The sequence below is a fragment of the Erysipelotrichaceae bacterium 66202529 genome (assembly GCA_017161075.1).
Lineage (GTDB): Bacteria > Bacillota_I > Bacilli_A > Erysipelotrichales > Erysipelotrichaceae > Clostridium_AQ.
On record CP046174.1, the window covers coordinates 1,449,800 to 1,464,232 of the forward strand.

The 14,433-nt window shown below is 43.0% G+C and carries 17 protein-coding genes, 2 tRNA genes and 1 pseudogene; 15 read left to right on the forward strand and 5 right to left on the reverse strand.

The window, feature by feature from the left end; translation table 11 throughout:
• Positions 1-18: 18 nt before the first annotated feature.
• Both GKZ87_06780 and GKZ87_06785 read right to left on the reverse strand, forming a co-directional pair.
• Positions 19-106 (reverse strand) — tRNA-Leu (locus tag GKZ87_06780).
• A gap of 7 nt (positions 107-113) precedes the next feature.
• Positions 114-187: transfer RNA gene (locus GKZ87_06785), tRNA-Cys, on the reverse strand.
• Between the two features lie 828 nt (positions 188-1,015).
• Between GKZ87_06785 and GKZ87_06790 the strand changes: the two genes are divergently transcribed.
• Together GKZ87_06790 and GKZ87_06795 are read left to right on the forward strand one after the other, a co-directional pair.
• Positions 1,016-2,071 carry an aminotransferase class V-fold PLP-dependent enzyme gene (locus tag GKZ87_06790; GenBank protein ID QSI25213.1) on the forward strand — a complete coding sequence of 352 codons (1,056 nt, stop codon included), beginning with the start codon at positions 1,016-1,018 and terminating at the stop codon, positions 2,069-2,071.
• A complete protein-coding gene (locus GKZ87_06795) occupies positions 2,068-2,859 on the forward strand; it encodes an NTP transferase domain-containing protein (GenBank protein ID QSI25214.1) in 792 nt (263 codons plus the stop codon). Before GKZ87_06790 ends, GKZ87_06795 begins: the two co-directional genes overlap by 4 nt.
• 192 nt (positions 2,860-3,051) lie before the next feature.
• Here the strand turns inward: GKZ87_06795 and GKZ87_06800 are convergent, their stop codons facing one another.
• Positions 3,052-3,651: a hypothetical protein gene (locus GKZ87_06800; GenBank protein ID QSI25215.1), complete on the reverse strand. Its 600-nt coding sequence runs from the start codon at positions 3,649-3,651 to the stop codon at positions 3,052-3,054.
• 186 nt (positions 3,652-3,837) lie between these two features.
• Between GKZ87_06800 and GKZ87_06805 the strand changes: the two genes are divergently transcribed.
• From GKZ87_06805 to GKZ87_06855, 11 genes and pseudogenes are all read left to right on the forward strand, one after another.
• Positions 3,838-4,815 (forward strand): extracellular solute-binding protein, encoded by a 978-nt coding sequence (locus tag GKZ87_06805; GenBank protein ID QSI25216.1) that lies wholly within the window; start codon positions 3,838-3,840, stop codon positions 4,813-4,815.
• On the forward strand, positions 4,803-5,588 hold the full coding sequence (locus tag GKZ87_06810) for an ATP-binding cassette domain-containing protein (GenBank protein QSI25217.1): 786 nt from the start codon (positions 4,803-4,805) through the stop codon (positions 5,586-5,588). Before GKZ87_06805 ends, GKZ87_06810 begins: the two co-directional genes overlap by 13 nt.
• On the forward strand, positions 5,578-7,164 hold the full coding sequence (locus GKZ87_06815) for an ABC transporter permease subunit (protein QSI25218.1): 1,587 nt from the start codon (positions 5,578-5,580) through the stop codon (positions 7,162-7,164). The genes GKZ87_06810 and GKZ87_06815 overlap by 11 nt, the downstream gene beginning before the upstream one ends.
• A gap of 62 nt (positions 7,165-7,226) precedes the next feature.
• A complete protein-coding gene (locus GKZ87_06820) occupies positions 7,227-8,135 on the forward strand; it encodes an NTP transferase domain-containing protein (GenBank protein QSI25219.1) in 909 nt (302 codons plus the stop codon).
• 242 nt (positions 8,136-8,377) lie between these two features.
• A complete protein-coding gene (locus tag GKZ87_06825; GenBank protein ID QSI27907.1) occupies positions 8,378-8,569 on the forward strand; it encodes an AAA family ATPase in 192 nt (63 codons plus the stop codon).
• 46 nt (positions 8,570-8,615) lie between these two features.
• A complete protein-coding gene (locus GKZ87_06830; protein QSI25220.1) occupies positions 8,616-8,987 on the forward strand; it encodes an AAA family ATPase in 372 nt (123 codons plus the stop codon).
• Positions 8,984-9,619, forward strand: a pseudogene (locus GKZ87_06835) (AAA family ATPase). The gene GKZ87_06830 and the pseudogene GKZ87_06835 overlap by 4 nt, the downstream one beginning before the upstream one ends.
• Positions 9,620-9,630: 11 nt before the next feature.
• Positions 9,631-9,804, forward strand: coding sequence for a hypothetical protein (locus tag GKZ87_06840; protein QSI25221.1), 174 nt, complete (start codon positions 9,631-9,633; stop codon positions 9,802-9,804).
• A gap of 73 nt (positions 9,805-9,877) precedes the next feature.
• Entirely contained in the window at positions 9,878-10,174 is a 297-nt protein-coding gene (locus GKZ87_06845) for a hypothetical protein (protein QSI25222.1), read from the forward strand.
• Positions 10,175-10,507: 333 nt separating this feature from the next.
• Positions 10,508-11,299: a histidinol phosphate phosphatase gene (locus GKZ87_06850; protein QSI25223.1), complete on the forward strand. Its 792-nt coding sequence runs from the start codon at positions 10,508-10,510 to the stop codon at positions 11,297-11,299.
• A 1-nt stretch (position 11,300) separates the two neighbouring features.
• Positions 11,301-11,552: a hypothetical protein gene (locus tag GKZ87_06855; protein ID QSI25224.1), complete on the forward strand. Its 252-nt coding sequence runs from the start codon at positions 11,301-11,303 to the stop codon at positions 11,550-11,552.
• Positions 11,553-11,789: 237 nt separating this feature from the next.
• Here the strand turns inward: GKZ87_06855 and GKZ87_06860 are convergent, their stop codons facing one another.
• Positions 11,790-12,122, reverse strand: a complete 333-nt coding sequence (locus GKZ87_06860) for a rhodanese-like domain-containing protein (protein ID QSI25225.1) — start codon at positions 12,120-12,122, stop codon at positions 11,790-11,792.
• Positions 12,123-12,126: 4 nt separating this feature from the next.
• Positions 12,127-12,435, reverse strand: a complete 309-nt coding sequence (gene trxA, locus GKZ87_06865; GenBank protein QSI25226.1) for a thioredoxin — start codon at positions 12,433-12,435, stop codon at positions 12,127-12,129.
• A gap of 527 nt (positions 12,436-12,962) precedes the next feature.
• Between trxA and GKZ87_06870 the strand changes: the two genes are divergently transcribed.
• Both GKZ87_06870 and GKZ87_06875 read left to right on the forward strand, forming a co-directional pair.
• Positions 12,963-13,730, forward strand: coding sequence for a 4Fe-4S dicluster domain-containing protein (locus GKZ87_06870; protein QSI25227.1), 768 nt, complete (start codon positions 12,963-12,965; stop codon positions 13,728-13,730).
• A gap of 399 nt (positions 13,731-14,129) precedes the next feature.
• Entirely contained in the window at positions 14,130-14,342 is a 213-nt protein-coding gene (locus GKZ87_06875) for a copper ion binding protein (protein ID QSI25228.1), read from the forward strand.
• Positions 14,343-14,433: the final 91 nt, after the last annotated feature.

A 14,433-nucleotide genomic window follows, 5' to 3' on the forward strand; every position in this document is an offset into this window, starting at 1 on the left:
AAGGACTTTGTTTTCAAATGGTGGGAACGGTGGGACTTGAACCCACACGGGATTAACTCCCAACGGATTTTAAGTCCGTTGCGTCTGCCTATTTCGCCACGATCCCAACAAAATGGAGGTTCCGATCGGATTTGAACCGATGATCACAGAGTTGCAGTCTATTGCCTTACCACTTGGCTACGGAACCATTTCATTGTCTTTTTGAAACATGTTGCTTTAACATTATACAATAATTTTTAGAAAATGCAATAGGCTTTTTCATCATTTTTTTAAAAAATGGAATCCTTGTTATGATTTATAAGGAAATTAAAAGGAATAACCCGCAAATATGCGGAATCAGGGGGGAATTGTGGAGTGCTCAATTATGAAACATACAGCATATTCCTTTACGCTTTTACAATCGTATAGCGTCTATGGGACCTGTAAAATTTTATAGTACTATGCTTGGGGTAATAGAACATCAAGGTCTGAATACACAAGCCTACGGTCAATACATTGCTTCAATTTCTATCATAGCTCTATACTGCTTTTTTTATCAGTATAGAAACGTTTAAAAAATCGTAAGTGACAGTTCGTAAGTGACATAAGGGAATATTGAATTTTCCTGTTTTATCTCTATCGTAGGGAAAGAAAGGCAAATCTGTAATTGTTTAAGGTATGCCATTGCCGTGCAGTTCAGTGAATTTGTCTGTTTTCATCTTTTATCGTTTACTGAAGGAGGCAGTATACAAAGAAGTATCCTTTTTATTTAGAAACAATACGACAGCCTGCATGAATCGTCAGGGCTATCCTGCTTCCTAATTTCTCCGACTGCCTGCCTTACGCATATAAGTGTGCAGTAAGGCAACATCAGTCACACAAAACCGTATACCACAGATCACGCATATCACCTGTTTTGTTATAAATTTGATATTCTTCTCAATATAATGAACATCACAAAATAAAAAAATAGGTTGTAAAATTCGTTTTTACGTCATATAATCTAAAATATGAACAAATAAACGGAGTTGATACTATGAAATTGTTCACTGTAGGGCCGGTAGAGATGTATCCTGAAACATTACGCATATCGGGAACCCAGCTTCCATATTTCCGCAATGATGAATTTTCAGCCCTTATGAAAGAGAATGAGAGATATCTGTTACAGCTGTGCGGCTGTTCTGCAGGAAGGGCACTTTTTCTCACGGGAAGCGGAAGCGCCGCAATGGAGGCCGTTATCGCTAGTAGCTTTCGCAAAACGGATCGTGTTCTGATTATTCGCGGAGGGAGCTTCGGTGAACGCTTTGTCCGACTTTGTACCATCTATGGCATTCCATATGATGAAGTGGTGCTGCAGGAGCTGGAACCATTGCGAAAGGAGCATATGGAGGCCTTCGCAGACAGGCAATACCAAGCACTGCTTGTTAATTTGCATGAAACAAGCACCGGACAGCTTTACGATATTCAAATGCTTTCCGAGTTTGCAAAATCCAAGGGGATGTATCTGATTGTGGATGCCATCAGCAGCTTTCTTGCGGATCCGCTGGATATGGATCGCATGGGAATTGATGCATTGATACTTTCCTCTCAGAAAGCCCTTGCCTTATCACCCGGTCTTTCCATGGTCATACTCAGGGAAGCCTATTATCAAACGGTTGTTGAACCGAAAGAGGATATTTGCCTGTATCTGAGTTTAAAGGAGCATGCCCGCAATATGGAGCGCGGACAAACACCGAATACACCTGCCGTCGGAATATTGCTGGAGCTTCATCAGCGGCTGCTTACATTGCAGGGAACAGGCCTTGCACAGGAACAAACGGTTATAAAGATGCGGGCTGATTATTTCCGCAGGAAGGTGAGGCAAATGGGGATACAGCTGCCTGTTTATCCTCTTAGCAATGCACTGACACCGCTTCTGTTTCAGGAAGGAGCACAACAGCTCTATCAATATTTGAAAAAGAACTGCGATATAACGCTTACACCAAGCGGAGGTGCTTTAAGGGATCGCCTGCTACGGGTTGGTCACTTGGGAAATCTGACGCTGAAGGATTATGACGCCCTGTGTGCCGGGCTGAAGGAGTATGGGATATGAAAGCAATTTTAATGGCTGCTGGTATGGGAACCCGCATTGCTACGAAAACGAATGAACCAAAGTGTCTGCTGGATATCGGAAATGGTCCATTGATTAGGCATACGGTTGAGCTGCTTTTACAGAATCATATCGAGGTATGCATTGCATTGGGCTTTAAAGGGGATTTGATTCGTGAGGCCTTGCGAGCTTATCCGGTTACCTTTTATGAAAATCCGTTTTATAAGGTAACCAACAGCATTGCGTCTCTCTGGTTTTCCAGAGAACAGCTAACAGGCAGTGAGGATCTTCTGCTTGCCAATGCCGATGTTTTCTGGCAGCAGGATATTCTTGATCTTCTTCTTGCAAACCCACAGGATATCGTCTTGCTGGCAGACAGCTCCCGCAGGCTGAGCGGTGATTATTTCTTTCATTGTGAAAACGGGCTGTTAAAGGATTATGGAAAAGATATGCCCTCTGCTTTGCGCACAAGTGAATATGTCGGCATCGCCAAAATACGCAAGGGTGAAATTACCTGCTTCCGTAAGCAGATGGAGCGGCTTATTTCAGAGGGTGACTATCAGCTCTGGTGGGAAAACACACTGTATTCCATGATTGGATATAAACAAATTCCGGTACAGGATATCGCCGGATATTACTGGTCGGAAATAGATGTGCTGCAGGACTATGAGAATATCCTGCAGTATGTCTGCACGCATCCCTGCTTACTACACACAGAATCTAGTGCTGTGCTTCAAGAAGCTGGCAGCGAAGCAAAACAGCTGAAGCTGTACGATCACAAAGCTCTCTAAGACGCATAACGAGGTGCAGAATAGTGCAATTTATACAGCAAGCTAAAAAAGGACGCTAGGAAACAGAGACAAAAAGATAAAGGAACATAGCAGGCAAAGCATCTATAAAAGAACACATAAAGCAATACCGCTTCTCATCATGAAAACAGAATACACACAAAAAGAAAGATATCGTCCTGCTTGAGCGATATCTTATTTTTTTATGCTATGCAGCAGATTGTCCATTGGAATGGCTGTCCCCTCCATATCCATATAGTTCATATAGGCATAGGTGATTTGCAGCTTTTTTCCATGGAGCCTGCGGTAATAGCGGATATAATCCATGAGAGACAGATCACTGGTGATATACTTTTTGTAATGAAACAGCATGGACATCTCCAGCTCATCACTTGCCTTGTGCATATAATCCACCAGACTGCCGCTTGTTTTTAAACCATCCGGAGGCAGCTTCACACCGACATCATCACCGAAGGCTTTCATATGCAGATAAATGCTGTGGTCATATTTCACATGCAGAAAATTACCGACACTTTCCGTAATACAGGTCTGGTTGGTTTCCATTCTTACATTTTTAAGTGGTGCTGCATAGCCATCCGCACAGGCTATAGGAAGCAGCAGGGTGTTTGGCAGGAATCCGATTTGCAGGCTGTCATCCGCTTTGATCCGCACATCCATCAGCCACGCCAGATCATCGCTCATCAGTAAAAGCCGCTCCTCCTGCTCTGCGGCATGCACACTCCCAATCTGCAGAAGCATACACATGACCAGTATCAGCGAACATTTATGTTTCATAGCATACCTTCTTTCTTTCCTTTTCTAGTATATGTTGCAGGGAAGGGGTTATACGAAACTTGCAGTATGTTCAAAAATCATATAAAATGTTGCAAAATTGTAATGATGAAATCAAAAAATAAGATTGAAATGTTTTCTTAATGTGATAAAATGGGTACTACATGAACAAGAATAGGGTTGAGGTGTATGAAAAAGCTGATTCTTGCCATGGTTGTAATCATCATGGCTTTACTCGTAAGTATTTCCAATGAACAAAATACGATCATCGTCTACTCCTCCATGGAACAATTTCGCGGGGAGGAGCTGCAGAAGCAGCTTAATGAGAAATTTCCGGATTTGCATGTTATGGTAATGTATGTATCCACCGCAAAGGCTGCGGCAAAAATATCCGTGGAGCAGGATCAAAGTGATGCCGATATCGTCGTCGGGCTGGAAACCTCCTATATGGAGAAAATAAAAAATCAGCTGGCTGATATTCGGGGGATGAGTCATTTATCCTATCTGGATGGCTTAACACCTGCAGATCATAACAATGCCTATGTCACATGGGAACGGCAGGCGGGAGCGTTTATCATCAATACCGAGGTACTGAAAAAGCATAACCTGCCAGAGCCGAAAACCTATGAGGATCTGCTGGATCGCAAATATTATAATCTGATTGCCATGCCGGATCCAAAATCCAGCGGTACCGGTTATTTCTTTTATAAGAATCTGGTAAACACCATGGGGGAAGAGAAGGCGCTGGCCTATATCGATAAGCTGGAATTCAACGTTAAGCAGTTTACCGAATCCGGAAGCGGCCCGATCAAGCTGCTCATTCAGGGAGAGGTTGGTATCGGACTGGGACTTACCTTTCAGGCAGTAAATCAGATCAATGAAGGCTCTCCGTTTAAAATTATATATCCAAAGGAGGGTTCTCCGTACTCCCTGACAGGAACGGGTCTGATGAAACGAAATGCGAAGGATCCGGATGTGCAGAGGGTCTTTGATTTCATCATCAATGATTTTCTGTTATATGATAAAGCGCACTTCTCTCCGGAAGCGATCTTAAAGGATCAGAAGAACACGATAAAAAATTATCCGACACAGATACCCTATGCCGATATGCGCGGTATTGAGGACATACATGAAAAAGAAAGGCTGCTGGACTTATGGAAGTATTAGGAAAAGAAAAACTGATCGTTCGTGATCTGTATAAAAACTTTGACGGAAAGGACGTATTAAAAACGATATCCTTTACGGTACAGGAAGGGGAATTTTTAAGCGTTTTAGGCCCGAGCGGTTGTGGAAAGACGACACTGCTGCGGATTCTGATCGGTCTGGAACAGCAGACCAGCGGTACCATCTTCATGGATGGTGAGGATATTTCCCATCTGAAGCCAAATGAGCGCGGAATGGGCATCATTTTTCAAAATTATGCATTGTTCCCAAATATGAGTGTGCTTGAAAATGTGGAATATGCTTTGAAGCTGCGGGCGGATAAAAAGGAAAAGAGCAGGGAAATTGCCCTGCAGACTTTGGAAGCCATCGGTATGCATGACCAGATCAAAAAGCGTCCCTCTCAGCTATCCGGTGGACAGCAGCAGCGTGTTGCCATTGCCAGAACATTGGCGTTGAATCCGAAAATCATCCTGCTGGATGAGCCAATCAGCGCACTGGATGTCAGTATGCGTGAGGTGATGAAAAAGGAATTAAAGGATATTCAGAAGCGCTTTAATTCCACCATGATTTTCATTACCCATGAGCAGGAGGAGGCGTTTTATCTCTCTGACCGCATTATGGTCATGAGCGAGGGAAATATCGAGCAGATCGATACGCCGCAGAATATCTACCATCATCCGGCAAACCAGTATATCCGCGATTTTGTCAACGCTCATCTGGATGGAAAGCTGGAAAGTCTGTGTAAATGTACGGGGAAACAGGTCTATGGGAAATAAACGCTATCAGGCCTCCCGTATTCTTGTGGCCCTGTTTCTGTTTTTCTTTGTCGTCTGTCCGCTGATTGCTCTACTGGTGAACATTGATGTACAGGATATACAGAAGGTAATCACATCTCCGCAGTTTCAGCCAATGGTAGTTAATTCCTTATGCACGACCATTCTGGCAACGCTGCTGTCAGTATCTCTGGCCTTTGCACTTGCGTGGTTTATGAACCGCTCCAACATCACTCACCGTTCTGTATTCACCATGCTGTTTACGCTGCCGATGCTGATTCCATCCATATCCCACGGGATGGGACTGGTGCTTTTATTTGGTGATAACGGGATTATATCCAATCTTCTGCATATGAAATTCTTTTTATACGGCTATGTGGGCATTATTCTAGGGTCTATCTTGTATTCCTTCCCGGTTGCCTTTCTGATGCTGAATGACACCTTTCAATATGAGGATTACACGACCTATGAGGCTGCCAGTGTTCTTGGCTTATCCAAACGTCAGCAGTTTTTCACCATCACGCTTCCCAATATCAAGGGGCCTTTGATCAGTGTGGTTTTCTCTGTATTCACGATGATATTTACAGATTACGGTGTTCCTCTTGTCGTTGGTGGGAAATCCATTACCCTTCCTGTTTATATGTATCGGGAGGTGATTGGGCTTCTTGACTTTTCCAAGGGAGCCATCATCGGTATCCTGCTGTTAATTCCGGCTGTCATAGCCTTTGTGCTGGATTTAAAGAACGATAACAAAGCCAGTAGCTCCACCGTTACCCGTTCCTATCTCATTCAGACCAATCCAAAGCGTGACCGTATTGCGCATATCGTATGCATTGCCACCGTGGTTTTTCTGTCCTTGCCGCTGATCACCTTTGCGGTATTGACCTTTGTCCGCCATTATCCGACGGATCTGACACTGACGCTGGATAATATTATACAGGCCATGGAGCTTGGCGTCCGCATGTATCTGAAAAATTCTCTGGCCATTGCAATGCTGACGTCGATGATCGGCGTTTGTCTGACCTATCTGACAGCCTTTATGACTGCCCGCAATGAAAAGCAGCTATCCAGCCGCGTACTGCATCTGGTATCCATGATTTCACTGGCAATCCCCGGTGTCGTTCTCGGTCTTAGCTATGTGCTGTTTTATAAGGGAAGCTTTCTGTATGGCGGTATCGCTATTCTGGTGCTTGTCAATATCACGCATTTCTTTGCCAATCCCTATCTGATGGCATACAATTCCCTGCAGCAGTTTCACAGCAATCTGGAGGATATTTCCTCAGCGCTTGGAATATCCCGCTTCCGGATGCTGAAGGATGTATATATTCCCTGTACGAGAGGTACGATTATTGAGATGTTCAGCTACCTATTCGTCAATTCCATGGTTACGATATCCGCAGTATCCTTTCTGGCAAACTTCCGTAATATGCCGTTATCCCTTTTGATTCCGCAATTTGATTCCCAGTCACTGATCGAGGCAACTGCCTTTATATCGGTAGTGATCCTGCTTGTCAATCTGCTTGTGAAGCTGCTGGTGTATGTTGTGAAAAAGAAGCTGCTTCAGGATGAGGAGGCATAGAAGGTTTGCAAAAATGCAGGACTCTGCTATAATGTTTAAAGCGCTGTAAAGGAGATACGCATATGAACCTCACATTGAATCAATTTGAAGCCCTGGTGTATATCGAACGCCACCAAAACGACAAATGCACGCAGAGGAGACTGGCAAAGCAGCTGGATCTCTCACTGGGTGTTATCAATAAAACGCTGACAGAGCTGCAGGACAGCGAGGTTATTAAAACAAGAGGAAGCTCTATGTATGATGTTACGCTGAAGGGCTATGAGGTATTGGAGCCCTATCGTGTGAAGAAGGCAATATTTCTTGCGGCAGGCTTTGGTTCCCGTATGGTTCCCATTACACTGAATACGCCCAAGCCGTTGGTGCTTGTCCATGGGAAGCGGATCATCGAAACCCTGTTAGATGCTGTAGTGGAAGCCGGTATTGAGGATATCACGATTGTGCGCGGTTATCTGGGAGAACAGTTTGATGTCCTGCTGCATAAATATCCGAAAATCAAATTTATTGAAAATCCGCTGTTCAATGAGACAAATAATATTTCCAGTGCCTATCTGATTAAGGATATGATGTGTAATGCATATGTTCTGGAAAGTGATCTGCTGCTCTATAATCCGGAAATCATTCGTAAATATGAATATACAACCAATTACTGCGGTATCAAAATGAATGTTACCGATGACTGGTGCTTTTATACGCGCAAGGGGTATATCAGTAAGCTGGCGGTTGGTGGCAAGGACTGTCATCAGATGGTTGGAATCTCCTACTGGAACAAAGAGGATGGAGAAAAAATGGCGAAGGATATTGAAGATGTATTCAAAATGCCAGGTGGTAAGGAGAAATACTGGGATGAAGTGGCGTTGCGTGAGAAGCTGTCAAATCATCAGGTAATCGTAAAGCCTGTCCGGCAGGAGGACATTGTAGAAATTGATACATTCAAGGAACTAAAGCAGATCGATCCGATTTATAATGTTTGAGTCTGTACTGCGTATTGAAATGGAATATAGATGGTATACAGGAATTCTGCTGTTTTACAGTGGGTTCCTTTTTTTTGTATTTGCGCCTTTATTATACACAGGATTGTATTGGAAAGTGTGGTATAATAATGATGTTATATATGGTATGTAGTATCAATTGAAATTTGGCGAATATACAAAACGTAATCATAAAGGAGGACATCATGAATTTGGATGATAAGGAATATGCAAATGTGCAGCTTATGAAGAAGAAAATTCCGGTAGGATTATCTAATTATAGAAGACTGAAAATAGTAAATTATTATGTAGTGGATAAATCAATGCTAATAAAAGAATTTTTGGATAGTGCATGTGTTGTTACTCTGATTACGCGTCCACGCCGTTTTCACCGAAATAGTGTCGATACCTTTGGTATCCGACAAGAGGCGCGCTAGTAGCGGGTAAAACGCTGAATATGAGTAGACGTTGTCCGCCCCTGGTGTGCTGTCTGAATTTTTTGATTGCACAAAGGATGCAAAGACTTTATTTAAGGATACAGCTATCATGAATACAGAATATGCATCAGCACGAAACCAGTACCCTACAATTTTTTTAAGCTTTGCGGATTGTAAAGGCAGAAATGATGATATTAAAATTAGTATCTTTTATTTGTTACGTACAAAAATGGCAGAATATCTGAATTTGTTGGATAATGAAAATGTCGATGGTGATTTAAAGGAACGTTATCAAATGATATACAGAGCCTTGGCAGGAGAAACAGATTTTACGCGTATTCAGTTCAGTATTGTACTCATGTGCGAGCTATTATATAAGGTTTACGGGAAACCAGTTATTTTACTTATCGATGAATAGGCTAAAGCCCGCCCTTGGTGTGATACACCCTTTATCGAGGCTCATGTAAATGAATGTTATGATCAGGTACACGGATCCTTAGCCGGAATGCTGAGCAGAGCATTAAAAGATAATCCATTCCTACAGTATGCGATGCTGACAGGGATTCAGCGTGTTGCAAAAGAGAACACACCACAGGCGGGCTTTAGCCTTTTTTCGGGATTAAATAATCTGAAAGTGCATACGGTAGCCAGTAGTAATTACGCTAGCTATTTTGGCTTTGTGGAAGAAGAAGTAAAAGCAATGCTGGAATACTATGGCTTACCTTATAGCGATGCAGTAAAGGCGATGTAGGCGGTGCCCACCCATGGCGTGACGGTTATCATATCGGTGATGAGGATATCTTTAATCCATGGTCAGTTATTAACTATGTAAGTGAGAAACAACTGGCTCCCTATTGGGTGAATGTCAGCTCATCGGGAATGATAAAAAAGGCGATGGAGGAAGCGGATGCGGAATTTCATGCACAATATGAGACATTGATCAAGACAAGGAATTTAGAAGCGGTCGTCGACCTGCAGACATCCTTTTATGAGTATTCCAGCAATGCCAGCCTGTGGGGGCTTTTTGCACCAAAGGCGGGCAATGCCTGAATGCCGGATACTTGACGATTACAGGTGTGGATGATGGCTTATACTCCTTGGTTGTACCAAATGAGGAAGTGATGGAGGCATTTAAAACGCTGACCCTTGACTATATGAAAAAGGATCCAGACGGGTTCACAAAAATGATGCGGGGACTGACACGCAAGAATCCGCAAATGTTTTTGGAAAAATAGAAAGTTTCTCTTAAAAACCACAAGCTATCATGACCTGATCAATGAGAACAGCTATCACACCCTGTTATTGGGGATGTGTGCATGTCTTTACGCAGATTATGAGGTAAAAAGCAATCAGGAGGCGGGAAAAGGAAGATATGATATCATCCTGCAATGTAAAACGAACAAATATCCATCGTATATCATAGAGCTGAAATATCTGAAGAAAGAGGAATATGAAAAGCGACCGGAGCTATTACAGGAGAAATGCAAAGAGGCTGTTGAACAGATAGAAGCGAATCAATATGATATTGCGATTAGCGGGAATGTGATCTATATCGCACTGGCACACAGCGGTAAGGATGTGGAAATGGTATGGAAAGAAATCTGAATTCCCATTTTTGATACACACGATATCGGAATCCTATGAAATTTCCATACAAATACGGTTATAAATGATACAGATAATGCTGATTGTCTGTGAATCAAAATGTATCTGAATTTCATACAGTTGTGTAAGCTGGACGGTATGAAAAATATACGGTATTGAATTTCATAAAATGTCCAGAGAAGTGCGCAAGCAGAGAGGTTACGTAATATTTTGTCCTTATTTTGGATGGGAATTGTATTTCCAATAAAATTCTGTTAGAATGCACATACAAAGGCAATGAAAGTAACCTGTGATATTTCTGATACAAGGGATACGTTTTAGAGGGAGGATATTATGAAGTATTATGATCAGCATGTACATTCCAGCTTTTCTTTTGATTCCAGGACAGAGCTTGCGGACTATTTGCCGTATGCGAATGATACATTTGTGACTTGTGAGCATGTAGATTTGGAAAACTCTGCAAATGATTTCAGGGACAGCTGGATGGATTATAAGGCATATTGTGCATATCTTCAGCAGCTGCAGGAAAAAACGGATATCCAGCTGCTAAAGGGTGTGGAAATCGGCTGGCTTCCTGCACATCATGAGCGGCTTAAACACTGGCTGCAGGATAAACAGTTTGACATCATCCTGCTCAGCATCCACCAAAACGGGGTCTTTGATTATATGGATGAGGAGGCGAAGCAGCACGATGCAGCAGAGCTGCTGCACGGTTATTTTCAACAGATGCTGGAAGGGGTACAAAGCGATATTCCTGCTAATGTCCTCAGTCATTTTGACTATGTGAACCGGATACAGGGAATGGAAGCAGAGCAGTTCCTTACGGTTGCGATTCCTTATCTGAAAAAAATCTTTCCCGTGATGATGCAGAGGAATATGGCGTTGGAGCTGAATACCCGCAGTATGTTTCAGTATCACCAGCTACCCTTATATGAAGCCGTTGTGAAGCTGTATATGGACATGGGAGGCAGCTTATTCACCATGAGCTCAGATGCACACAAAACAGAGGCATATGCTTTTCAATTTGATAAAGGCAGAGAGTTTCTGCGACATCATGGTATATCCGCATTGACCGTATTCCAGGGAGGAAGGCCTTATAGCATTTCCTTGGATCAGGAACTATAAAATGAACTGGCAGAAGTATAGGGAAACAGCGCATTGCGGTTCTATTGGAATCGGATTGCTGGATGGACAATATGTGTGTACGATGTTAAGAGGCAGTAAAATATTTTTTTATAACATCAGACAAGAAGCATACGACACCTTTGAACAATGGAATACGGATAAAGCAGCTTTACAAAGGCTGATGGAACAGGGATATACGTATATCGGTTACTTTTACACATCTCAATTTCAAAAAGCATCATCCCTACAGTAATAGGAAAACCTGCATATCATAAGGGATACGCAGGTCTTTTTTTGTGACAGGAAAGAGACAGTCCTACAAGGAAGCATCATACAGATTATCAAATGCTTTACTATTGTTTTAATAGCATCATTGAAGAAAATGAAAGCTTCCTTAATAGTTTATATATCCTGGTTCAGCCAGAGGGATATCCTTGTACTGTTTCAGACGCATAAGCATGTACATTTCACTGTGTCTGCTGTATTATAATCAGCTCTTTACCTGTTTTCCATTCCAGTGCATGATACCGCCAAGGTCTTTCACTGAGGCATAGCCGTATTTTTGTAACGTCATGGCTGCCCTGCGGCTTCTGGAACCGCTATGGCAGTAGACCAGGATGCTTGTCTGCAGATCAGGCATTTTGTTTTTTACCTCATGCAGCTGCTGCAGCGGCACATTGATACTTCCCTGCAGATGTCCCTGCGCAAATTCTCTTGGTGTTCTTACATCCATCAGACAGATATCCGGATGATTTCTCTTTAATGCGACACCTTCCGACATGGAAAGGGTAGGGATTTCCTGCCGTTGTTTGAAAAACAGCATTGCTTTATTCCCCAATCCAGGATTTGAGCTGACCCAGGGAGTGGTAGCCGCTGATGCTTCCCTGAATGGATCCGTCCTGCATATAGACAAGGGTTGGGATGCTCATAACCTGAAACATACCGGCTAGCTGTGGTTCCTCATCAATATTGATTTTTACGACCTTGGTATGTGCAGCCTCATCACTCAGCTGTTCGATTACCGGCTTCAGCATCTGGCAGGGTCCGCACCAGTCTGCATAGAAATCAATCAGAACCGGCTCCTTGCTGTTCATAACTTCATTTTCGTAATTGTTACTTGTTACATGTATTGTCATATGAATGACCTCCTTCTTGCTTTATCTTACGCAATAAGCATACAATTCGCGAACAGAAAGTTCCGTGACTTTATCACATAACGCATAGATAAGGCATAACACCAGAATTACTTAACGTATATTGTTTCTTTCATCGTGTTGCCGTATAATGGACAATGGATATTGACAAAAGAAAAAAGGGAATTCTAAGGTTCTCAAGGATAGGGTGTATCTGCTATGGAACGCTTTTGAGTTTCTGCGGGCAATAATGGCTGCTGTTGGTAATGAATAAGACGGCTGATGATTTTCATGCTGATTACATGGTGAAGGTGGCGTGCGGATAGGATAAAATACACAGGTATTTCAAGAACAGCCGTAGCCGCCTCATGGTATGGTGTTGCTGATGAAGAAGACAGGTATCATCGCCATACGCAAGGGAGCGCAAACATCCTGATTCAAACAGCAGAGCTTTCCAACTATTGCACATTTGTGGAGGCTGACAGAAGCCATGATGAGTCTGTATCCCGGCAAAAGAAAGGAGACATTATATGTCCTGTTATGCTATGATATTTAGTCCCTGTGGTGGTACAGAGCATATCGTTCATGCTTTTTGTAAGGAGTGGAAAGAGGAGGTTATCGAAATCGATCTCAGTAATCCTGATTGCACAGGAAAAAATACGCCGTTATGTGAGAAGGATATCTGCATCATTGCGATGCCATCCTATGGGGGGAGAGCACCAGAGGCGGCATTGCAGCGTCTGCAGGCAATTCAGGGAAATCATGCTGCGGCCATTCTGATCTGCAGCTATGGTAACCGTGCTTATGAGGATACCCTTCTGGAAATGAAGGAAAGTGCGCAGGCCTGTGGATTTGTATGCAGGGCAGCGGTTGCCGCTGTTGCAGAGCATTCCATCATGCATGTATATGGTACTGCACGTCCGGATGCACAGGATCAAAAGGAGCTTGCAGCCTTTGGCTGTGCAGTAAAGGAACACCTGAAAAACGAAATTGATTCCGGAACACAGCTTTTCGTACCAGGCAATCATCCGTATAAAAGCTATGGCGGTGTACCATTGAAGCCGCTCACGGATAAGCGTTGTACCTCCTGTGGTCTGTGTGCCGCAAAATGTCCAGTGCAGGCTATTTCCAGGGAGCATCCGAATAAAACGGATACAGATACCTGTATTTCGTGTATGCGCTGCATTGCAATCTGTCCCATGCATGCCCGCAGTCTGCATAAGCTGTTGCTGGCTGCTTCTGTCAAAAAGCTGAAAAAGGCCTGTGAAACGAGAAAAAACAACGATTTGTTTCTGTGAACAAGCCTTGTAAATACAACAGCACTTTTACAATCACAGAATAATTTCAGGTGAGCATTTCAGGAAATCAGCTATCATTTCATTCATCTGTATGCTGTTATGCCCTCCTGAGCTATGCAGTAGAAGGGCATTGGATTACTTTCTTATATCGTTCTGGACTCTTACCCATTCCACAGAGAGTATAAATCAAACAGAGCTTGCATATTGTATACCGCTTATGCCTTTATGGTTTGCTGGGGTTTCGTATATTGTTTGAAAGCTGTTATCATGCTGTTGTATAAGCTATGGACTGGCTGTGCATACTGTCTTAGATGGCTGTCATACAGACGGTATGCAGAGTAAATAACAGGAAATTCTGTTAAAAGTATGCTATGATGATAAAAAGATAGGAGTGATCATATGAAAAAAACGTTTCAGGTAGAGGGTATGATGTGTCAGCACTGTGAACAGCGCGTCAATAAGGCAGTTATGAATATCGCTGGTGTGACAGCCTGTAGGGCAAGTGCTGATTCAGGAATTGCAGAGGTGGAATTTGATGAGCAGCAGACAAATGCTGCCGCTATTTCCCAGGCAATCGAAGATACCGGATATGATGTAAAAGGGGAGGTCTAGCAAGGAATCGGGCAGCTTTATGCAGCCTTCAGCTATTCGCCCTTCCATCGAAAAAGGATATAGAAAACAGCGCCTTTTATATAAGGCGTTT